We start from the raw sequence: 21273 nt of genomic DNA on the forward strand, positions 1-21273 counted from the left end.
AAATGGCAAAGGAAAAATTCGAACGGACCAAGCCGCACGTCAACGTCGGCACCATCGGTCACGTTGACCACGGCAAAACCACCCTGACGGCTGCAATCGCAACCGTTCTGTCGAAGAAGTTCGGCGGCGAAGCCAAGGCCTACGACCAGATCGACGCGGCTCCGGAAGAAAAGGCACGCGGCATCACCATCAACACCGCGCACGTCGAGTACGAAACCGCAAACCGTCACTACGCCCACGTTGACTGCCCGGGCCACGCCGACTACATCAAGAACATGATTACCGGTGCGGCGCAGATGGACGGCGCGATCCTGGTGTGCTCGGCCGCCGACGGCCCGATGCCGCAGACCCGCGAGCACATCCTGCTGGCGCGTCAGGTTGGCGTTCCGTACATCATCGTGTTCCTGAACAAGTGCGACCTGGTCGACGACGCAGAACTGCTGGAACTGGTCGAAATGGAAGTGCGCGAGCTCCTGTCGAAGTACGAGTTCCCGGGCGACGACCTGCCGATCATCAAGGGTTCGGCACGTATGGCCCTGGAAGGCCAGGCTGGCGAGCTGGGCGAAGATGCGATCATGGCCCTGGCCGACGCTCTGGACAGCTACATCCCGACCCCGGAACGTGCCGTTGACGGCGCCTTCCTGATGCCGGTGGAAGACGTGTTCTCGATCTCGGGCCGCGGTACCGTGGTGACCGGTCGTGTCGAGCGCGGCATCATCAAGGTCGGCGAAGAAATCGAAATCGTCGGTATCGTCGACACCGTCAAGACCACCTGCACCGGCGTGGAAATGTTCCGCAAGCTGCTGGACCAGGGTCAAGCTGGCGACAACGTCGGCCTGCTGCTGCGCGGTACCAAGCGTGAAGACGTCCAGCGTGGCCAGGTCCTGGCCAAGCCGGGCTCGATCAAGCCGCACACCGACTTCACCGGCGAAGTGTACGTCCTGTCGAAAGACGAAGGCGGCCGTCACACCCCGTTCTTCAACAACTACCGTCCGCAGTTCTACTTCCGTACGACTGACGTGACCGGTTCGATCGTGCTGCCGGCCGACAAAGAAATGGTCATGCCAGGCGACAACGTGTCGATCACCGTCAAGCTGATCGCTCCGATCGCGATGGAAGAAGGTCTGCGCTTCGCAATCCGCGAAGGCGGCCGTACCGTCGGCGCCGGCGTGGTTGCCAAGATCATCGCCTAATAAGCGATGCAAGAGGGAAGCGTACAACGCTTCCCTCAAACAGCATTGTCTGGTACGCGCGTACCGTGTATAATGCTGGATTCAGCGAGAAGTTTTCGTAGGGGTGTAGCTCAATTGGCAGAGCGTCGGTCTCCAAAACCGAAGGTCGCGGGTTCGATTCCCTCCGCCCCTGCCACCGAATTCTGGTGCGCAGCACCGAAAGTAAAGAAGAATGTCCAATCAATCCGTGCAAACTGTCAGCACCTCGAATGACAAGTTCAAGGTCGCACTGGCGGTAGTTGCCACGATTGCAGGCGTTGTCGGGTTCTTTTACCTGAAAGGCCAAAACAAACCAGCCTTGGTCGCCGCCGGCGCCCTCGTGGCTGGTTTAGTTTTTGCTGTCCTGCTTTTGTGGACTTCGACCACCGGCCGTGAATTCCTGAGCTTCGCCAAGGAGTCGGTGCGCGAGACCAAGAAAGTTGTTTGGCCGACCCGTCGGGAAGCTACCCAGATCACCGGCATCGTGTTCGCCTTCGTGGTCGTTACTGCGATCTTCCTGTGGGGCACGGATAAGATTCTCGAATTCCTGTTGTACGACCTGATCCTGGGGTGGAAGAGCTAATGAGCGATAACGTGCAAGACAACGCGCCGGGCCAAGACCCGGCGCAAGACGCTGGTGCGGCTCCCGTGAGTGTCCCGGTCAGCAACAAGCGCTGGTACGTCGTACACGTCTACTCGGGCATGGAAAAGAGCGTCATGCGCGCCCTCACCGAGCGCATCGATCGCGCCGGCATGCAAGAGCAGTTCGGCCGCATCCTGGTCCCGACCGAAGAGGTCGTCGAGATGCGCAACGGCACCAAGGCCGTTTCCGAGCGTCGTTTCTTCCCGGGCTACGTCCTGGTTGAGATGGAAATGACGGACGAGACCTGGCACCTGGTCAAGAACACCAGCAAGGTCACCGGCTTCATCGGTGGCAAGTCGAACAAGCCGACGCCGATCCCGGCGCGCGAGATCGACAAGATCATGCAGCAGGTCCAGGAAGGCGTCGAAAAGCCGCGTCCAAAAGTCCTGTACGAAGTGGGCGAGCAGGTCCGGATCAAGGAAGGCCCGTTCACCGACTTCAACGGCAACGTCGAGGAAGTCAACTACGAAAAATCGAAGGTGCGTGTTTCTGTCACCATCTTCGGTCGCGCAACTCCGGTGGAGCTGGAGTTCGGGCAGGTAGAGAAAGTCTAAAACGCCGTTACGGAGCGTTCGCAGCAGCAAGGCGGAATCCGGAAAGAGGAGCCCCGCCGAAGAGTAGTAGCGGTGGGGCGCTACTACTCAATGCCAATCTAGGAGCCATTCATGGCAAAGAAAATTATTGGCTTTATCAAGCTGCAAGTCGCAGCCGGTAAGGCAAACCCATCCCCACCGATCGGCCCGGCACTGGGCCAGCGCGGCCTGAACATCATGGAATTCTGCAAGGCGTTCAACGCCCAGACCCAGGGTTTCGAGCCGGGCATGCCGATTCCTGTCGTGATCACCGCGTTCGCCGACAAGTCCTTCACCTTCGTGATGAAGACCCCGCCGGCAACCTACCTGATCAAGAAAGCCGCTGGCATCACCAAGGGTTCGCCGAAGCCACATACCGACAAGGTTGGCACGCTGACCCGTGCCCAGGCTGAAGAAATCGCAAAAACCAAGCAGCCGGACCTGACCGCCGCCGACATGGACGCCGCAGTGCGTATCATCGCTGGCTCGGCACGTTCGATGGGCATCACGGTGGAGGGTGTGTAATGGCTAAGCTGTCCAAGCGCGTCAAAGAAATGAAAGCAAAAGTGGACCGTAACAAGGTCTACGCGTTCGACAACGCTGTGTCGATCGTCAAGGAATTCGCCACCGCCAAGTTCAACGAGTCGATCGACGTCGCCGTGCAACTGGGCGTGGACCCGAAGAAGTCGGACCAGGTGGTCCGCGGTTCGGTCGTCCTGCCAGCAGGCACCGGCAAGACCGTGCGCGTCGCTGTCTTCGCATCGGGCGACAAGGCTGAAGCTGCCAAGGCAGCCGGCGCCGACATCGTCGGTATGGAAGACCTGGCAGAGCGCGTCAAGGCCGGCGACATGCCGTTCGACGTCGTGATCGCTTCGCCGGACACCATGCGTATCGTCGGTACCCTGGGCCAGATCCTGGGCCCGCGCGGCCTGATGCCGAACCCGAAGGTTGGCACCGTGACCCCGGACGTGGCTGGCGCCGTGCGCAATGCCAAGGCCGGCCAGGTCCAGTACCGTACCGACAAGGCAGGTATCATCCACGCGACCATCGGCCGCAAATCGTTCTCGGACGAGCAGCTGAAGACCAACCTGGCAGCGCTGCTGGACGCCCTGAACAAGGCCAAGCCGGCAAGCTCGAAGGGCGTCTACCTGCGCAAGGTCGCGATCTCGTCGACCATGGGTGCCGGCGTCCGCGTCGACCACGCTTCGATCGCTGCTTAAGCTGTAAAGAATCAAGTCCTCGCAAAACAACGCGAGGCGCATCTTTGGGCTGTCGGGGCAGAACGCCGCTCCGGCAGGCAATCAAAGACCGTTGGGCCGATGGCAGAGGTTGAGCCGGACGTTAATACACCACCCAACGCAGATGGTGACCCGAACAAGTTTTGTAGTCCACGCTGCGTGAGTTCATCCGCGTTAGATTGACTTCTTAACTTCGGACGCCGTGTTCGAACCGATGCAGACATGTTGTCCGCATCATTTAAGGAGATTGACCGTGGGTCTTAATCTGAATGACAAAAAGGCCGTCGTCGAAGAGGTAAGCGCAAAAGTTGCAACCGCGCAGACCATCGTCGTGGCTGAGTACCGTGGCATCCAGGTTGCTCACTTGACCAAACTCCGTGCAACCGCACGTGCCCAGGGCGTCTACCTGCGTGTTCTGAAGAACACGCTGGCTCGTCGCTCGGTTGAGGGTACGCAGTTTGCCGCGCTGGCTGATTCCATGACCGGTCCGCTGATCTACTCGATCTCGGACGACGCCGTTGCAGCAGCGAAAGTCATCAACGACTTCGCTAAAACCAACGACAAGCTGGTCGTGAAAGCCGGTAACTACGCTGGTAAGGCACTGGATGTCGCTGGCGTGACCGCGCTGGCAAGCATCCCGAGCCGTGAAGTCCTCATCGCCCAGCTGCTGGGCGTCATGCAGGCACCGGTGTCGGGCTTCGCACGAGTTCTGGCTGCAGTCGCAGCACAAAAAGGCGAAGGCGCAGCTGCTCCGGCAGCGGAAGCCACCGAGGCGTAATCGCTTCGCGACTTTTTGTTCAAGTAGAAGCAAACCTGTACTACACACACACAATATTTGGAGTTTCAAATGGCAATTAGCAAAGAAGAGTTCCTGGACGCAGTTGGCGCAATGTCGGTCATGGAACTGAACGACCTGGTCAAGGCTTTCGAAGAGAAGTTCGGCGTGTCGGCAGCTGCAATGGCAGCACCGGCAGCTGGCGGCGCCGCTGGCGGCGCAGCTGCTGCTGAAGAGCAGACCGAATTCAACGTCGTGCTGGCTGAAGTCGGCGCGAACAAGGTCGGCGTCATCAAGGCCGTCCGCGAAATCACCGGCCTGGGCCTGAAGGAAGCCAAGGATCTGGTCGACGGCGCACCGAAGACCGTGAAAGAAGCCCTGCCGAAAGCTGACGCTGAAGCCGCTAAGAAGAAGCTGGAAGAAGCTGGCGCCAAGGCCGAGCTGAAGTAATACATATGCATTGGGCACTCTTCGTAGTGCCCAGCGCGGGAGTCAAAGCTTGCGGAACCTGCCGAAAGGGAGGGGATGCGGCTTTGGCTCTTTTGTCGTCCCTGCGGCAAACACAAGCAACCGGGACGCCGGACCGACCATGCAGCACCCAGCATCACCGGCTTCAGAAATATCGTAACACAGCAGTACGGCTGTCTTAATCACCTGGCGGGAAAGCAGAGGCTTCAGGCCTTGCGTGTGGTGCCACCACCACTGGCAATTCCTGAATTCTCATCCTTTCTGTCACTCACGGAGTGTCCATGCACTACTCATTTACTGAGAAGAAGCGCATTCGCAAGTCGTTCGCGAAGCGCGCCAACGTTCACAACGTTCCTTATCTTCTGGCTACCCAGCTCGAATCCTACGAGAATTTCCTGCAGGCCGACGCCGCTCCGTCCGTCCGCAAGAACGAAGGCCTGCAGTCGGCCTTTACCTCCATCTTCCCGATCGTGTCGCACAATGGTTTTGCGCGCCTCGAGTTCCTGTCCTATGTGCTGGGCGACCCTGCGTTTGACGTGAAAGAGTGCCAGCAGCGCGGCCTGACCTTCGCGTCGCCGCTGCGCGCCAAGGTGCGTCTGGTGATCCTGGACAAGGAGTCGCCGACCAAGCCGGTCGTGAAGGAAATGAAAGAGCAGGAAGTGTACATGGGCGAACTGCCGCTGATGACCACGAACGGTTCGTTCGTCATCAACGGTACCGAACGCGTCATCGTCTCGCAGCTGCACCGCTCGCCGGGCGTGTTCTTCGAGCACGACCGCGGCAAGACCCACTCGTCGGGCAAACTGCTGTTCTCGGCACGTATCATTCCTTACCGCGGCTCCTGGCTGGACTTCGAATTCGACCCGAAGGACATCCTGTTCTTCCGCGTCGACCGTCGCCGCAAGATGCCGGTCACGATCCTGCTGAAGGCCATCGGCATGACGCCGGAGCAGATCCTGGCGAACTTCTTCGTCTTCGACAACTTTACCCTCCGCAATGAAGGCGGCGAGCTGGAGTTCGTGTCCGAACGCCTGCGTGGCGAAGTCGCGCGCTTCGACATCGTCGATCCGAAGACCGGCAAGACCATCGTCACCAAGGACAAGCGTATCAACGCCAAGCACGTCCGCGACATCGAGAACGCCGGCATCAAGAGCATTTCGGTTCCGGAAGACTACCTGCTGGGCCGCGTGCTGGCCAAGAACATCGTCGACCAGGACACCGGCGAAGTCATCGCCGTCGCCAACGACGAGCTGACCGAAGAGCTGCTGGGCAAGCTGCGCGACGCGGAAGTCACCGACATCCAGACGCTGTACACCAACGACCTGGACCAGGGCGGCTACATCTCGCAGACCCTGCGCACCGACGACACCGCCGACCAGACCGCCGCTCGCGTGGCGATCTACCGCATGATGCGTCCTGGCGAACCGCCGACCGAAGAATCGGTGGAAGCGCTGTTCAACGGCCTGTTCTACAGCCCGGAACGCTACGACCTGTCGGCTGTCGGCCGCATGAAGTTCAACCGCCGCATCGGCCGTGACGAACTCGTGGGCGACATGACCCTGTCGAACGAAGACATCCTGGCCGTGATCAAGATCCTGGTCGAGCTGCGCAATGGCCGCGGCGAAGTCGACGACATCGACCACCTGGGCAACCGCCGCGTGCGTTGCGTCGGCGAACTGGCTGAGAACCAGTTCCGTGCCGGCCTGGTGCGCGTGGAACGCGCCGTCAAGGAACGCCTCGGCCAGGCCGAAGCGGACAATCTGATGCCGCACGACCTGATCAACAGCAAGCCGATCTCGGCCGCGATCCGTGAATTCTTCGGTTCGTCGCAGCTGTCGCAGTTCATGGACCAGACCAACCCGCTGTCGGAAGTCACCCACAAGCGCCGCGTCTCGGCACTGGGCCCGGGCGGCCTGACCCGCGAACGTGCAGGCTTCGAGGTGCGCGACGTGCACCCGACCCACTACGGCCGCGTGTGCCCGATCGAAACGCCTGAAGGCCCGAACATCGGCCTGATCAACTCGCTGGCACTGTACGCCCGCCTGAACGAATACGGCTTCCTGGAAACCCCGTACCGCAAGGTCGAAGGTTCGAAGGTGACCGACAAGATCGAATACCTGTCGGCGATCGAAGAAGGCCGCTACATCATTGCGCAGGCAAACGCCGCGATCAATGAAGAAGGCCAACTGGTCGACGAACTGGTGTCGGCGCGTGAAGCTGGCGAAACCATCCTGGTCTCGCCGGAGCGCATCCAGTACATGGACGTGGCCCCGGGCCAGATCGTGTCGGTTGCAGCTTCCTTGATTCCGTTCCTCGAGCACGATGACGCGAACCGTGCACTGATGGGCGCCAACATGCAGCGCCAGGCCGTGCCTTGCCTGCGTCCGGAGAAAGCCTTCGTCGGTACCGGCATCGAGCGCACCGTGGCGGTCGACTCGGGCACCACCGTGCAGGCCCTGCGCGGCGGCGTGGTCGACTACATCGACGCGGGCCGTGTGGTCATTCGTGTCAACGACGACGAAGCGCAGGCTGGCGAAGTCGGCGTGGACATCTACAACCTGATCAAGTACACCCGTTCGAACCAGAACACCAACATCAACCAGCGTCCGATCGTGCAAGTGGGCGATCGCGTGGCACGCGGCGACGTCATCGCCGACGGCGCCTCGACCGACCTGGGCGAACTGGCACTGGGCCAGAACATGCTGGTGGCGTTCATGCCGTGGAACGGCCTGAACTTCGAAGACTCGATCCTGATCTCGGAAAACGTGGTCAAGGACGACCGCTACACCTCGATCCACATCGAGGAACTGTCGGTCGTGGCACGTGACACCAAGCTGGGCGCGGAAGAAATCACCCGCGACATCTCGAACCTGGCCGAGAACCAGCTGGCTCGCCTGGACGAATCGGGCATCGTGTACATCGGCGCCGAAGTGCAAGCCGGCGACGTACTGGTCGGTAAGGTCACCCCGAAGGGCGAGACCCAGCTGACCCCGGAAGAGAAGCTGCTGCGCGCGATCTTCGGTGAAAAGGCATCGGACGTGAAGGACACCTCGCTGCGCGTGCCGTCGGGCATGGTCGGCACCGTCATCGACGTGCAAGTGTTCACCCGCGAAGGCATCCAGCGCGACAAGCGCGCCCAGCAGATCATCGACGACGAGCTGAAGCGCTACCGCCTGGACCTGAACGACCAGATGCGTATCGTGGAAGGCGACGCCTTCCAGCGTCTGGAGCGTATGCTGGTCGGTAAGGTCGTCAACGGTGGCCCGAAGAAGCTGGCGAAAGGCGCCGTGATCACCGCCGAATACCTGGCGGACCTGGACAAGTTCCACTGGTTCGACATCCGTCCGGCCGACGACGACACCGCCAACGCACTGGAAGCGATCAAGGAATCGATCAACGAGAAGCGCCACCAGTTCGACCTGGCCTTCGAAGAGAAGCGCAAGAAGCTGACCCAGGGCGACGAGCTGCAGCCTGGCGTGCAGAAGATGGTCAAGGTCTACCTGGCCGTCAAGCGCCGCCTGCAGTCGGGCGACAAGATGGCAGGCCGCCACGGTAACAAGGGTGTGGTCTCGCGTATCGTGCCGGTGGAAGACATGCCGTTCATGGCCGATGGTACCCCGGCCGACGTCGTGCTGAACCCGCTGGGCGTTCCGTCGCGTATGAACGTCGGTCAGATCCTGGAAACCCACCTGGGTTGGGCAGCGAAGGGCCTGGGCCTGCGTATCGGCGACATGCTGCGCGCACAAGCCAAGGCCGAAGAACTGCGCGGCTTCCTGGGCAAAATTTACAACGAAACGGGCCGCAAGGAAGATTTGGACAGCTTCAGCGATGAAGAGATCCTGACCCTGGCGAACAACCTGAAGAACGGCGTGCCGTTCGCAACGCCGGTGTTCGACGGTGCGCACGAGACCGAGATCCGCCGCATGCTGGACCTGGCGTTCCCGGACGAGATCGCGAACCACCTGGGCATGACCCCGTCGAAGAACCAGGTCACGATGTTCGACGGCCGCACCGGCGAAGCATTCGAGCGCAAGGTGACCGTCGGCTTCATGCACATGCTGAAGCTGCACCACCTGGTCGACGACAAGATGCACGCCCGCTCGACCGGCCCGTACTCGCTGGTGACGCAGCAGCCGCTGGGCGGTAAAGCCCAGTTCGGTGGCCAGCGCTTCGGTGAGATGGAGGTGTGGGCACTGGAAGCCTACGGCGCGTCCTACGTGCTGCAGGAAATGCTGACCGTGAAGTCGGACGACGTGAACGGCCGTACCAAGGTTTACGAGAACCTGGTCAAGGGCGATCACGTGATCGATGCCGGCATGCCGGAATCGTTCAACGTGCTGGTGAAGGAAATCCGCTCGCTGGGTATCGATATCGATCTCGAGCGCAGCTAAGCAGGGCCGGCATGGCCGCCAGCCTTCGGGCTCGGCCTGCTGACCCTGAATCGTCGCCCCGGCGCAGGCTGGGGCCTAAGCCCGGTGGAAAAGCCGGCACACTTGGATCCCCGCCTGCGCGGGGATGACGCTTTCAAGGGAAGCAGCTCAGCAAGCACCGGCGAAAATCGGTGAGAAGCTGGCGGAAGTTGTACCAAGTAAAGAATTCAATCACCTGGAGTGATACATGAAAGCACTGCTCGATCTATTCAAGCAAGTTCAGCAAAACGAGAGCTTCGACGCCATCAAGATTGGCCTGGCGTCGCCCGAAAAAATCCGTTCGTGGTCCTACGGCGAAGTCAAGAAGCCGGAAACCATCAACTACCGCACTTTCAAGCCTGAGCGCGACGGCCTGTTCTGCGCCAAGATCTTTGGCCCGATCAAGGACTACGAGTGCCTGTGCGGCAAGTACAAGCGCCTGAAGCACCGCGGCGTCATCTGCGAGAAGTGCGGCGTCGAAGTCACGCTGGCCAAGGTGCGCCGTGAGCGCATGGGCCACATCGAGCTGGCCTCGCCGACCGCGCACATCTGGTTCCTGAAGTCGCTGCCGTCGCGTCTGGGCATGGTCCTGGACATGACCCTGCGCGATATCGAACGCGTGCTGTACTTCGAAGCATACGTCGTGACCGATCCGGGCATGACCCCGCTGAAGAAGTGCCAGATCATGTCGGAAGACGACTACGCCGCCAAGTACGAAGAGTACGGCGACGACTTCACCGCATTCATGGGCGCCGAAGGCATCCGTGAACTGCTGCGCTCGATCGACATCCACCGCGATGCCGAAGCCCTGCGCGTCGAGCTGAAGGAATCGAAGTCCGAAGCGAAGATCAAGAAATACGCCAAGCGCCTGAAGGTGCTCGAGGCGTTCCAGCGCTCGGGCATCAAGCCTGAGTGGATGATCATGGAAGTGCTCCCGGTCCTGCCGCCGGAGCTGCGTCCGCTCGTCCCGCTGGACGGCGGCCGTTTCGCGACCTCCGACCTGAACGACCTGTATCGCCGCGTCATCAACCGTAACAACCGCCTGAAGCGCCTGATGGAACTGCGCGCTCCGGAGATCATTACGCGTAACGAAAAACGCATGCTGCAGGAAGCAGTGGACTCGCTGCTGGACAACGGCCGTCGCGGCAAGGCGATGACCGGCGCCAACAAGCGTCCGCTGAAGTCGCTGGCTGAAATGATCAAGGGTAAGGGCGGTCGTTTCCGTCAGAACCTGCTGGGCAAGCGCGTCGACTACTCGGGCCGTTCGGTCATCGTGGTCGGTCCGCAGCTCAAGCTCCACCAGTGCGGCCTGCCGAAGCTGATGGCCCTGGAACTGTTCAAGCCCTTCATCTTCAACAAGCTGGAACTGATGGGTCTCGCGACCACCATCAAGGCTGCCAAGAAGCTGGTCGAGATCCAGGAACCGGTGGTCTGGGACATCCTGGAAGAGGTCATCAAGGAACACCCGGTCATGCTGAACCGTGCACCGACCCTGCACCGTCTCGGTATCCAGGCGTTCGAGCCGGTCCTGATCGAAGGCAAGGCCATCCAGCTGCACCCGCTGGTCTGCGCGGCGTTCAACGCCGACTTCGACGGTGACCAGATGGCAGTCCACGTGCCGCTGTCGATCGAAGCGCAGATGGAAGCGCGCACCCTGATGCTGGCCTCGAACAACATCCTGTTCCCGTCGAACGGCGAACCGTCGATCGTGCCGTCGCAGGATATCGTGCTGGGTCTGTACTACGCGACCCGCGAGGCCATCAACGCCAAGGGCGAAGGCATGATGTTCCCGGACGTGTCGGAAGTCATCCGCGCGTACGACAACAAGGAAGTCGAGCTGGCCACCCGCATCACCGTGCGTATCGTCGAGTTCCCGAAGAACGCCGAAGGCGAATTCGAGCGCACCGTAACCCGCTACGAGACCACCGTCGGCCGCGCCATCCTGTCCGAGATCCTGCCGAAAGGCCTGCCGTTCTCGGTGCTGAACCGCGCGCTGAAGAAGAAGGAAATCTCGAAGCTGATCAACACGTCGTTCCGCAAGTGCGGCCTGCGTGCGACCGTCGTCTTCGCGGACAAGCTGATGCAGTCGGGCTTCCGCCTGGCGACCCGCGCCGGCATCTCGATCGCCGTCGACGACATGCTGATCCCGGACGTCAAGAAGGGCATGATCGCGACCGCCGAAGCGGAAGTGAAGCAGATCGAGCAGCAGTACGCCTCGGGTCTGGTCACCGCCGGCGAGCGCTACAACAAGGTCGTCGACATCTGGGGCAAGACCTCGGATGAAGTCGGCAAGGCGATGATGGACCAGCTGAAAGTGGAACCGGTCACCAAGCGTGACGGCACCGAAGGCACCCAGGAATCGTTCAACGCGATTTACATGATGGCCGACTCGGGCGCCCGTGGTTCGGCAGCCCAGATCCGCCAGCTGGCCGGTATGCGAGGCCTGATGGCCAAGCCGGACGGTTCGATTATCGAAACGCCGATTACCGCGAACTTCCGCGAAGGCCTGAACGTTCTGCAGTACTTCATCTCGACGCACGGCGCCCGTAAGGGTCTGGCCGACACGGCGCTGAAGACCGCGAACTCGGGTTACCTGACCCGTCGACTGGTTGACGTGACCCAGGACCTGGTCGTGACCGAAGACGATTGCGGCACCACCAACGGCACGCACATGAAGGCGATGGTCGAAGGCGGTGAAGTCATCGAGCCGCTGCGCGACCGTATCCTCGGCCGCGTGACCGGTACCGACGTCGTCAATCCGGAAACCCAGGAAACCGTGTACGAAGCCGGCACCCTGCTGGACGAAGACATGGTGGAAGAGATCGAACGCCTCGGCATCGACGAAGTGAAGGTCCGCACCCCGCTGAACTGCGACACCCGCTACGGCCTGTGCGCCAAGTGCTACGGCCGTGACCTCGGCCGCGGCATGCTGGTGAACAGCGGCGAAGCAGTCGGCGTGGTCGCTGCACAGTCGATTGGTGAGCCGGGTACCCAGCTGACCATGCGTACCTTCCACATCGGTGGTGCGGCATCGCGTGCAGCAGTGGCATCGTCGGTCGAAGCCAAGTCGAACGGCACCGTGCGCTTCACCGCCACGATGCGTTACGTTACCAACGGCAAGGGTGCGCAGATCGTCATCTCGCGTTCGGGCGAAGTCCTGATCACCGACGACCACGGCCGCGAGCGTGAGCGCCACAAGGTGCCGTACGGCGCGACCCTGATCGTCAAGGACGGCCAGGTCGTCAAGGCCGGCACCGCGCTGTCGACCTGGGATCCGCTGACCCGTCCGATCATTACCGAGTACGCCGGTACGATCAAGTTCGAGAACGTGGAAGAGGGCGTTACCGTCGCTCGCCAGGTGGACGAAGTGACCGGCCTGTCGACCCTGGTCGCGATCGATCCGAAGCGCCGCGGTTCGGGCAAGGTCCTGCGTCCGCAGGTCAAGCTGCTGAACGAAGAAGGCCAGGAAGTGAAGATCGCCGGCACCGAACACGCCGTGACGATCGGCTTCCAGGTCGGCGCGCTGATCATGGTGAAGGACGGTCAGCAGGTCTCGGTGGGTGAAGTGCTGGCACGTATCCCGACCGAATCGCAGAAGACCCGTGACATTACCGGTGGTCTGCCGCGCGTTGCCGAACTGTTCGAAGCACGTTCGCCGAAAGACGCGGGCATGCTGGCGGAAGTCACCGGTACCGTGGCATTCGGTAAGGAGACCAAGGGCAAGCAGCGCCTGGAAATCACCGACATGGACGGCAACAAGCACGAGTTCCTGATCACCAAGGACAAGCAAGTGCTGGTGCACGACGGCCAGGTGGTGAACAAGGGCGAGATGATCGTCGACGGTCCGGCCGATCCGCAGGACATCCTGCGCCTGCTGGGTATCGAAGCGCTGGCCCGCTACATCGTGGACGAGGTGCAGGACGTGTACCGTCTGCAGGGTGTGAAGATCAACGACAAGCACATCGAGGTGATCGTTCGCCAGATGCTGCGTCGTGTGCAGATCACCGATGCCGGCGATACCGACTACATCGTTGGCGAGCAGGTGGAGCGTTCGGAACTGCTGGAAGAGAACGACAAGGTCAATGCCGTCGGCAAGCTGCCGGCGCAGTACGAGAACGTGCTGCTGGGTATTACCAAGGCATCGCTGTCGACCGACTCGTTCATCTCGGCCGCATCGTTCCAGGAAACCACCCGCGTCCTCACCGAAGCGGCGATCATGGGCAAGCGCGACGGTCTGCGCGGCCTGAAGGAAAACGTCATCGTCGGCCGCCTGATCCCTGGCGGTACCGGCCTGGCATTCCACCGCGCCCGCAAGGAGAAGGAAGTGTGGGAGGCGGAAGAGCGCCAGGCACTGCTGCAGCAGGAGAAGGCCAACATGGCCGCCGAGCTGCAGGCGATGGAAGACCAGCAGCAGGCTGCGGCTTCGGTCGAGCAGCATCATGGCGAGGGCGAGTGATCGCTGTAGCTAGCTGAAATGAAGACGGCACGCCGAGGGGTGCCGTTTTTTTTTGAGATAACAAAGATGGAATGACCGGATCAGTGCTGGTGGATGCTGGTCCAGTTGCCGTTGCCGACCTGGCTGACGTTGGCCACATAGCCACTGCCTACCTGCCGCACCAGCGCGGTGTTGTTGTTGCCAAGTTGCCCGATGAGCGCTGTGTTGCCGAACACCGTCAAGGTGGGGCTGGACTGCGCAAGACGCACCACGTTGTGGTTGCCGTTCTGGTTGATGTCGGCGTAGTGAATAGCGTTTTCCTGAGAAGCATCGGCACTGTTACCCGTCCCTTGTTGACGGATCATCAGGAACGGACCATCGGTATTGGTTTGCACGGTGCTGACCCTGTTTCCGACGCCGTCCTGGACGATGAGCGGTCCCGAGCCCAGCACCGAATTCGTCACGGCGGAGGCGCTGTTGCCATCGCCAATCTGCGTGATGTTCGGCCCGCCGTACACGGCGTTCTGATGCCTGATCGTGATGCGGTTGTTGTTGCCCGTTTGCGAAGCCCGGCTGCTGGAGTCGGTAATGTTGATCTGCTCGAGGACAGTGACGTTGCCCAAGCCATTCTGGTCAACCGTGGCGTCACTGTACTGGACCCCGGTTTGCCGGATCGTGCCGCTGTTTCCATTGCCGATCTGCCGTACGATCCCGTTGACGGGCCAGATCGATTCGTCTTGCGTAACGCTTGCCCTGTTGCCTGATCCTTCCTGATAGATGATCGCTGCAGTCGTTCCGATCGGTCTCGAGTTGAGCTGGACGACCCTCCCGAGGTTGCTGTTGCCGAGCTGGGTAATGGTGGCGCTGGTAGAGAGCAGCGGCGACTCCACCTGTTCGACATCGGACCTGTTGCCATTGCCTTGCTGCGTGACCGTGACAGTTGGCGCGGCCGAAGAAAGATGGCAGGCACACGCCAGGACAGTGCCGACCGAGATAGCCAAGACCTTCGCTTTCATGGATGACTCCTTCAAGTGAACAGGGGCTTATCGCAGATCACCCAGCGCCCCTAAGGCTGAGGAACAAGGTGCCGGCAGGCCAACTCAGTGCTGGTAGATGTTGGTGTAATTGCCCGAGCCTGTCTGGTTGACGTTGGCCACATACCCCTGGCCGGCCTGGCGCACGAGCGCGGTATTGCTGTTGCCGACCTGGGCAATCAGGGCGTTGTTGCCGGCCCCAACTTGGTCGATCCGCGCCAGGTTGTGGTTGCCGTTCTGGTCGATGCGCGCGGTCAGGCTGCCGCCCAGCTGGGCGGCGTCGGCACGGTTGCCCGATCCCTGCTGGTAGATCGAGAGAGAGTTGTCGAACTCGCCGCCACCTTGCACCGTGTTTGCACTGTTCGCGGTGCCGGTTTGCACGATGGTGGGGCCGCCTGCGAATGCCCCCTCGCTGATCACCGATGCGGTGTTCCCGTCGCCGTTCTGGGTGACATCCGGGCCGGCATACAGGCCGCCGAACTGGCGGATCGACACCCTGTTGTTGCTGCCGTTCTGCACGGCCCGCACGCTCGTATCGGCACTGCTGAGCTGCTCCACGGCGGCGACGTTGCCCGCGCCGGTCTGCTCGACGATGGCCGTGCTCGAGGTGACGATTTCCTGCCTGATCGTGGCGGTGTTGGTATTCCCCAGTTGCGTGATCCGCGCTTCGAGGGGACCGGCCGCCCTGATGGTGCCGTCCTGCGTGATGCCAGCGTTGTTTCCCGAGCCGTTCTGCTGGATATGCGCCGCACCGTTGTTGGGGGCGCGCTGGAACAGGCCTCCGGTGGTCGCGCCGGGACCGCCAACATGGTTGTTATCGCCAATCTGGACGATGGTCGCCAGTGGGCCCGACCTGCCCGACGGATCCGGTGTTCCGAAACCGACCTGCTCCGCTTGCAGGGTATTGCCATTGCCCTGCTGCGTCACCGTGACGCTCGTCTGCAAATTCTGGGCCGCTGCGCCATGGCAGACGCATGCCAGGGCCACGCCGACTGCGATTGTCGAGAGTGCGAATTTCATGGGGGTTGCTCCTCAAAGTGGACAGGGGCTTAGCGAAACTCCACCCAGCGCCCCTAATGCTGAATGATGGTTGCCGTCTTGCCGTTGCCGTACTGGGTGATGCGCGCCATGCCTTGTCGCCCGTGCTGCTCGATGCGGGCGGAGTTGAGGATGCCGTGCTGCTCGATGTCGGCGCGGTTGCGCAATCCGCCCTGCACGATGGTGGCGTCGTTCTGTTGGCCGTATTGCGCTACGTAAGCCTGGTTCTCCAGCCCGCCCTGCAGCAGGCTCGCGCTGTTGCCGGTCCCATCCTGCGTGACCGAGGCCTGGCTTTGCTGGCTGGCCAGGCCCACGACCAGGCGTGCCGTATCGGCGGCAGGCTTCACGAGGGCAGGGAGCGCGAGTTCAGACCGGGCCAGATCGTTCGCCTGGACGCCAGTCGCCACCAGCAGGACGCAGGCCGGCAGCACGAGCCGCCATGTGCGCGGCGCCGCACTCATTGCAGACTCCCTGCGCCCACGGCTGCGATTTGCCGATCCTCGCTCTTCTCATTGCCGGGGACGGGCATGCGCATGGCCGAACGGTGGGGCTGTATCTGTTTGAGGTAGCGCTGCACGACCGGGTGGGACAGGTCCTTGTCGTCCTGGAGCGCCCAGTTGCCGGCATTGATGCCCTGCACGATGAGGTGGGCGACGGCGGCCTCGATGGCTTCGTTGACGCACAGTTGCGTCGGCTCGTTGCGCGTCACGCCCGCCTCGAACTCCGCCAGGTCCTTCACGTTGACGAACTTGAAGACGCTGGGGTGGAGCTCGTAGGAGTAGACCGTCTTCGTGGTGGACACGCTCTGCAGGATCTGGCCGCCGCGGATGTCCACCGTGCGCAGGTTGACGGTCACCTGGTCGACCCGGTACTGCGTCGAGAGCCCGATGCCGAGGAAGCGCGCGCCCACGCCGCCGGTGCGCACGTTGCTCTCGTAGGCGACGATGCCGCCTTCGATCAGCACCGATGCGGCCAGCAGCGGCGGGACCTGCACCGCCGGGGTGCCCGGCGGCTGCGGCGTTTCCAGCGCGCGGATGATCTTGCGCTCGGTGAGCAGGTTCTGCAGGTTCTCGCGCTCGACCGGGACGAACCAGTTGGAATCCTGCAGCGCCCGGATCAGCATCGACGAGGCGCCCTGGGTCACCATGGTGGAGAAGGAGCTGTCCGGCGCCGGCTTGTACTGGCCGGTCTGGTCACGGATGCCATACACGGCCACGGCGATCTTGCCCTTGGGCGCAGGCAGCTCAAGAAGGTCGCGCGTGACGGCGGTGTCGGGCGTGAGCTGGGCGTCTTCGCGCGTCCTGGAGGGAGGGTGCGAGCAGCCAACCACCAGCAGCATGGCGGCCAGCGCGATCGGCAGGCGGCTGTTCATTGGCCCACCTCGAACGAGGTGACGACGCCCGTGGCTTTTTCCGTGGTCGTCACGCGCAGGACGCCGCCGCCCAGGTCGGTCACCGTGATGACGAAGTTTTCGGTGGAGAAGGTGCCGGGAATGAGCTTGCCGTCCTGGCCCATCAGCTTGGAGGTAGCGGAGGAAGCCAGCTGGCTCAGCACCATCCGCTCGAGCGTCTGGTTGAACTGCTGCAGCGGCGTCTGGTTCAGCGACGAGCTGCCGAGACCGGACTTGGCGCCATGCTTGTTGGTGGCCGACGCCAGCGAGAGCAGGGTCGGCCCGTTGTTCGGATGGCCGCCGAAGTTCGGATTGACCGGCGTATACACCAGTTCGGTGGCGCAGGCAGCACTGCTCCAGAACATGAGGCCGCAGGCGAAGTACAGGAACGCTCGTGGGGACATGGCTTACTCCTTCATGACAGGATCAGAATTCGTCGCGTGCGAGATCGGCGTCGTGGACCAGCTGGCGCTGGCGTTCGATGTCGAGGATGGACTCGTAGACGCTGTCGGCAGCGCTGGCCGCGAGCGCCTGCAAGCCGGCGCGCGCCGGCGGCAACTGCAGCTGGAGCAGCCGCCGCTGTGCAAACTCGACCCAGACCTGGCTGCCCCAGCGCGCCGAGGGGCGCTCGCCAATGGCGAGGGTGTAGCGTTCGCTGCCGGGCTTGTCGCGCCATTCGGCGATGAAGTGTTTGCAGAACTCCTGGCCTGCAACCGTGACCGCCTGGTTGGTGATGATGCCCCAGGCGTCTTGCTGTGTCTCGCGGCTGCCTTGCGGTTCCGGCGCTGCATATGCGACGGGGGGCCATGCGAGCGGAAAGATCGAGAACAGGATGCAGCAGGTTTTGCTCATCATCAGGAGACTGTTGCAAAAAATTTATAGATGATTGTAAAAATTATATGAACCGAGTGTGAACGAGGATACGGGCTCGGCATTTGAGGCCTGTCACACTTGCCGGGCGTGTGGGGCAATGCTGTGGGCAGGGCCAGCGCGATGTGCTGGCGTGGGGAAAGAATGAGGGTGATAACGGAAGAAGGGGATCGGATTTGGCGGCAGGATGCTGCGTTCATTCCGACAAGGGGCCGTACTACACCGAATACGGCGTCCTGTGCAGATCGTCAATGTCGGCAAGGTCGACTACTGTCCGCAGAGCTTCCCACAATGTTGTCCACTTAACTCATCCGTACGCCGATCCCTTGTAATGACTGCTATCATGCACCGCTGAGTTATCGGTTTTTTCACAATTTTGCCTTCCGAGCAACATGCCCTGGCCCTTTGACGCGACTTCGGATGCTACGAGCGCATCCGCCCCAATGACGGAAATGGAGCGCCGCATGCGCGCCTTCCCCTGGGAGACCACGCCCGTCGGCCCGGTTGCAAGTTGGCCCCAAAGCCTGAAAAGCGCCGTCCGCACCGTACTCGACCTGCGCCTGCCGGCCTACCTCGCCTGGGGCGACGAGTACGTCCAGTTCTTCAACGACGCCTACCTCCCCATCCTCGGCGACAAGCAGGATGCGGCCCTGGGCAATGACGTCCGCGTCACCTGGTCCGAGATCTGGCCGACCATCGGACCGATGTGGGAGCAGGTGCGCCAGGGCACGGCGCTCGGCTCCGAAGGGCTGCCGCTGACCATCAACCGCTACGGCTACTACGAGACCTGCTACTTCAGCTATTCGTACAGCCCGATCTACGGCAACAGCGGCAAGGTCGAGGGCGTCTTGGTCACCTTTGCCGACATCACCAAGGCCGTGCTGGGCGAACGGCGCCGGGCCTACCAGGTCAAGCTCGCCGACACCCTGCGCCGCGAGACCGAATTCGGTCCCATGCTCAAGGCCACCATCGGCCTCACCAGCGAATACTTCACCAACTCCAACGTCGCCTACGTCGAACTCGACGAACACAAGCGCACGTTCACCGTGAAGGAAGAGTGGAAGGACGGCGTCGAGACCGGCGGCGCCCAGGGCACGCTGCCCGTGGACATGCTGTCGCCGAACCAGCTCGAGGCGCTGCGCGCCGGCACCACCCTCTGCATCGACGACGTCTCGACCGACCCGGAATGCGCCGCCGTCGCCAAACCTTGCCTGATGCTCGGCATCCATTCGGTGGTGGTCATCCCGCTCAAGGATGGCGACCGCCTGCACGGCGCCGGCTTCCTGTACAAGGACCATCCCTACCGCTGGACCGACGACGAGCGCACCCTGGCCGAAGACCTGGCGCGCCGCACCTGGGAGGCGCTGCGCCGCATCCGCGCCGAGGAAGCGCTGCGCGCAGAGACGCGCATGCTCGAGCTGCTCAACCGCGCCGGCAAGGTGCTGGCCTCCACCCTCGACATCGACACCCTGCTGCAGTCGGTCACCGACGCCGCCACCGAGCTGACCGGCGCCGAATTCGGCGCCTTCTTCTACAACGGCCAGGACGCCAACGGCGACGCCTACCTGCTGTACACGCTCAGCGGCGCCCCGCGCGAAGCCTTCGAACACCTCGGCCATCCGCGCCCGACCGCCATCTTCGGACCCACGTTCGATGGCAGCCCGCCTCTCCGCAGCGACGACATCACCAAGGACCCACGCTACGGCAGCATGGGCCCGCACCACGGCATGCCGAAGGGGCACCTGCCGGTGCGCAGCTACCTGGCCGCCTCGGTCAGCTCGCGCTCGGGCGAGGTGCTGGGCGGCCTGTTCTTCGGCCATTCGCAGCCGAAGATGTTCGACGAGCGCACCGAGCAGCTCATCTCCGGCTTCGTGGCCCAGGCCGCGGTGGCGATCGACAACGCGCGCCTGTACGAACTGGCGCAGCGCGCGGCGAAGGAGCGCGAAGGCATCCTGGCCAGCGAGCGCGCCGCTAGATCCGAGGCCGAGCGCCACAGCAAGATGAAGGACGAGTTCCTCGCCATGCTGGCGCACGAGCTGCGCAACCCGCTGGCGCCGATCACCAACGCGGCCCAGCTGCTCAAGATGCCGGGCGTCGACGAGAGCCTGCGCCTCAAGGCCGGCAATATCATCTCGCGCCAGGTGCGCCACATGACGGAGCTGGTGGACGATTTGCTGGACGTCTCGCGCGTCACCCGCGGCCTGGTGAAGCTGGAAACCGAGACGCTGGAACTGACGGGCGTGCTGCGCGCCGCCGTCGAGCAGGCGCGCCCCCACATCGAGGAACGCAAGCATGCGCTGACGGTCGAGGCGCCCATGCATCCGGTGCTGGTGGCAGGCGACCGCACGCGCCTGGTGCAGGTGCTGGTCAACCTGCTGAACAATGCAGCCAAGTACACGCCGCAGGGCGGCAAGATCACGCTGCGCCTGGAAGCCGGCCCGGAGCAGGCGCGCATGACGGTCATCGACAACGGCACCGGCATGGACGCCAAGCTGCTGCCGCACGTGTTCGACCTGTTCACCCAGGCCGAGCGCACGCCGGACCGCTCGCAGGGCGGCCTCGGGATCGGCCTGGCGCTGGTGAAGACCATCGTCCAGATGCACGGCGGCCAGGTCGAGGCGCACAGCGATGGGCCGAATTTGGGCTCGTCGGTGTCGGTGCTGCTGCCCCTGGCGTTCGAGGCCGAAGCGAGCATGGCGCCGGCGCCGCCGCGCCGGGTGGGCGATGCGCAGCCGGTGGTGCCGTGCATGCTCACCATCGTGGACGACAATGTCGATGCGGCGCAGTCGCTGGCGGTGCTGCTGCGCGAGCAGGGGCACACCGTGCACGTGTTCGACGGCGCCGTGCGCACGCTCGCCGCCGGCGAGATCGCGGATACCCACGCCTTCATCCTCGACATCGGCCTGCCCGACATGACCGGCTACGAGCTGGCGCGCCGCCTGCGCCGCGACCACCCCAAAGCCAGCTTCATCGCGCTTACCGGCTACGGCCAGGCGCGCGACCGCGACCTCTCGAAGCAGGCCGGCTTCGACCATCACCTGGTCAAGCCGGTGGAGTTCCGGGCACTGGCGGACATCCTGGCCCGGCTGCCGCAGTGCCAGCCGGTCGATGTGGCGCAAGAGGGTGTGGCAAGGGAAGCGGATATTGCAGACGTAAGTTGATTGTGAGTTGACTTTGTTGCTATAACTCA

At 62.6% G+C, this 21273-nt stretch carries 16 protein-coding genes and 1 tRNA gene; 11 read left to right on the forward strand and 6 right to left on the reverse strand.

The genetic code is table 11. From position 1 onward, the window contains the following. Positions 1 to 2 precede the first annotated feature (2 nt). The 10 genes from tuf (at position 3) to rpoC (ending at position 13772) form a co-directional block, all read left to right on the forward strand. A complete protein-coding gene (tuf, locus tag MA09_RS03495) occupies positions 3 to 1193 on the forward strand; it encodes an elongation factor Tu (RefSeq protein ID WP_036245544.1) in 1191 nt (396 codons plus the stop codon). A 99-nt stretch (positions 1194 to 1292) separates the two neighbouring features. After that, positions 1293 to 1368: transfer RNA gene (locus tag MA09_RS03500), tRNA-Trp, on the forward strand. Positions 1369 to 1404: 36 nt separating this feature from the next. Then, the gene (secE, locus tag MA09_RS03505; RefSeq protein ID WP_036245545.1) at positions 1405 to 1794 is read left to right on the forward strand and encodes a preprotein translocase subunit SecE; all 390 of its coding nucleotides are present in this window, start codon (positions 1405 to 1407) and stop codon (positions 1792 to 1794) included. Continuing rightward, the gene (nusG, locus tag MA09_RS03510) at positions 1794 to 2408 is read left to right on the forward strand and encodes a transcription termination/antitermination protein NusG (RefSeq protein WP_036245552.1); all 615 of its coding nucleotides are present in this window, start codon (positions 1794 to 1796) and stop codon (positions 2406 to 2408) included. Before secE ends, nusG begins: the two co-directional genes overlap by 1 nt. A 111-nt stretch (positions 2409 to 2519) precedes the next feature. After that, a complete protein-coding gene (gene rplK, locus MA09_RS03515; RefSeq protein ID WP_020653552.1) occupies positions 2520 to 2951 on the forward strand; it encodes a 50S ribosomal protein L11 in 432 nt (143 codons plus the stop codon). Further along, positions 2951 to 3646, forward strand: coding sequence for a 50S ribosomal protein L1 (gene rplA, locus MA09_RS03520; protein WP_036245554.1), 696 nt, complete (start codon positions 2951 to 2953; stop codon positions 3644 to 3646). The genes rplK and rplA overlap by 1 nt, the downstream gene beginning before the upstream one ends. A gap of 271 nt (positions 3647 to 3917) precedes the next feature. Further along, positions 3918 to 4442, forward strand: coding sequence for a 50S ribosomal protein L10 (gene rplJ, locus MA09_RS03525; RefSeq protein ID WP_036245556.1), 525 nt, complete (start codon positions 3918 to 3920; stop codon positions 4440 to 4442). Between the two features lie 69 nt (positions 4443 to 4511). Then, positions 4512 to 4889: a 50S ribosomal protein L7/L12 gene (gene rplL / locus MA09_RS03530; protein WP_036245558.1), complete on the forward strand. Its 378-nt coding sequence runs from the start codon at positions 4512 to 4514 to the stop codon at positions 4887 to 4889. A 299-nt stretch (positions 4890 to 5188) separates the two neighbouring features. Next, complete coding sequence (gene rpoB, locus MA09_RS03535) at positions 5189 to 9298, forward strand: DNA-directed RNA polymerase subunit beta (protein WP_036245559.1); 4110 nt, start codon at positions 5189 to 5191, stop codon at positions 9296 to 9298. 226 nt (positions 9299 to 9524) lie between these two features. Next, positions 9525 to 13772, forward strand: coding sequence for a DNA-directed RNA polymerase subunit beta' (gene rpoC, locus MA09_RS03540; RefSeq protein ID WP_036245561.1), 4248 nt, complete (start codon positions 9525 to 9527; stop codon positions 13770 to 13772). Positions 13773 to 13852: 80 nt separating this feature from the next. Here the strand turns inward: rpoC and MA09_RS03545 are convergent, their stop codons facing one another. The 6 genes from MA09_RS03545 to MA09_RS03570 form a co-directional block, all read right to left on the reverse strand. Further along, a complete protein-coding gene (locus tag MA09_RS03545) occupies positions 13853 to 14767 on the reverse strand; it encodes a hypothetical protein (RefSeq protein WP_036245562.1) in 915 nt (304 codons plus the stop codon). A gap of 84 nt (positions 14768 to 14851) precedes the next feature. Further along, the gene (locus MA09_RS03550) at positions 14852 to 15805 is read right to left on the reverse strand and encodes a hypothetical protein (protein WP_036245563.1); all 954 of its coding nucleotides are present in this window, start codon (positions 15803 to 15805) and stop codon (positions 14852 to 14854) included. A gap of 53 nt (positions 15806 to 15858) precedes the next feature. Next, positions 15859 to 16284 carry a hypothetical protein gene (locus MA09_RS03555; protein ID WP_081897402.1) on the reverse strand — a complete coding sequence of 142 codons (426 nt, stop codon included), beginning with the start codon at positions 16282 to 16284 and terminating at the stop codon, positions 15859 to 15861. Further along, positions 16281 to 17195 carry a CsgG/HfaB family protein gene (locus tag MA09_RS03560; protein WP_051933136.1) on the reverse strand — a complete coding sequence of 305 codons (915 nt, stop codon included), beginning with the start codon at positions 17193 to 17195 and terminating at the stop codon, positions 16281 to 16283. The genes MA09_RS03555 and MA09_RS03560 overlap by 4 nt, the downstream gene beginning before the upstream one ends. Further along, the gene (locus tag MA09_RS03565; RefSeq protein WP_036245564.1) at positions 17192 to 17617 is read right to left on the reverse strand and encodes a curli assembly protein CsgF; all 426 of its coding nucleotides are present in this window, start codon (positions 17615 to 17617) and stop codon (positions 17192 to 17194) included. The genes MA09_RS03560 and MA09_RS03565 overlap by 4 nt, the downstream gene beginning before the upstream one ends. 22 nt (positions 17618 to 17639) lie before the next feature. Next, positions 17640 to 18068: a CsgE family curli-type amyloid fiber assembly protein gene (locus tag MA09_RS03570; RefSeq protein WP_051933137.1), complete on the reverse strand. Its 429-nt coding sequence runs from the start codon at positions 18066 to 18068 to the stop codon at positions 17640 to 17642. Positions 18069 to 18547: 479 nt separating this feature from the next. Here MA09_RS03570 and MA09_RS03575 point away from each other — a divergent pair, with 479 nt between their 5' ends. Beyond that, the gene (locus MA09_RS03575; protein ID WP_161783191.1) at positions 18548 to 21244 is read left to right on the forward strand and encodes an ATP-binding protein; all 2697 of its coding nucleotides are present in this window, start codon (positions 18548 to 18550) and stop codon (positions 21242 to 21244) included. Positions 21245 to 21273 lie beyond the last annotated feature (29 nt).

It is taken from the genome of Massilia sp. BSC265 (assembly GCF_000740675.1).
Lineage (GTDB): Bacteria > Pseudomonadota > Gammaproteobacteria > Burkholderiales > Burkholderiaceae_D > Telluria.

Bases quoted from the DNA above. Each gene is read 5' to 3' on its own strand.
- tuf (WP_036245544.1), top strand. From the start codon at position 3: ATGGCAAAGGAAAAATTCGAACGGACCAAGCCGCACGTCAACGTCGGC.
- secE (WP_036245545.1), top strand. From the start codon at position 1,405: ATGTCCAATCAATCCGTGCAAACTGTCAGCACCTCGAATGACAAGTTC.
- nusG (WP_036245552.1), top strand. From the start codon at position 1,794: ATGAGCGATAACGTGCAAGACAACGCGCCGGGCCAAGACCCGGCGCAA.
- rplK (WP_020653552.1), top strand. From the start codon at position 2,520: ATGGCAAAGAAAATTATTGGCTTTATCAAGCTGCAAGTCGCAGCCGGT.
- rplA (WP_036245554.1), top strand. From the start codon at position 2,951: ATGGCTAAGCTGTCCAAGCGCGTCAAAGAAATGAAAGCAAAAGTGGAC.
- rplL (WP_036245558.1), top strand. From the start codon at position 4,512: ATGGCAATTAGCAAAGAAGAGTTCCTGGACGCAGTTGGCGCAATGTCG.
- rpoB (WP_036245559.1), top strand. From the start codon at position 5,189: ATGCACTACTCATTTACTGAGAAGAAGCGCATTCGCAAGTCGTTCGCG.
- rpoC (WP_036245561.1), top strand. From the start codon at position 9,525: ATGAAAGCACTGCTCGATCTATTCAAGCAAGTTCAGCAAAACGAGAGC.
- MA09_RS03545 (WP_036245562.1), bottom strand. From the start codon at position 14,767: ATGAAAGCGAAGGTCTTGGCTATCTCGGTCGGCACTGTCCTGGCGTGT.
- MA09_RS03550 (WP_036245563.1), bottom strand. From the start codon at position 15,805: ATGAAATTCGCACTCTCGACAATCGCAGTCGGCGTGGCCCTGGCATGC.
- MA09_RS03555 (WP_081897402.1), bottom strand. From the start codon at position 16,284: ATGAGTGCGGCGCCGCGCACATGGCGGCTCGTGCTGCCGGCCTGCGTC.
- MA09_RS03560 (WP_051933136.1), bottom strand. From the start codon at position 17,195: ATGAACAGCCGCCTGCCGATCGCGCTGGCCGCCATGCTGCTGGTGGTT.
- MA09_RS03565 (WP_036245564.1), bottom strand. From the start codon at position 17,617: ATGTCCCCACGAGCGTTCCTGTACTTCGCCTGCGGCCTCATGTTCTGG.
- MA09_RS03570 (WP_051933137.1), bottom strand. From the start codon at position 18,068: ATGATGAGCAAAACCTGCTGCATCCTGTTCTCGATCTTTCCGCTCGCA.
- MA09_RS03575 (WP_161783191.1), top strand. From the start codon at position 18,548: ATGCGCGCCTTCCCCTGGGAGACCACGCCCGTCGGCCCGGTTGCAAGT.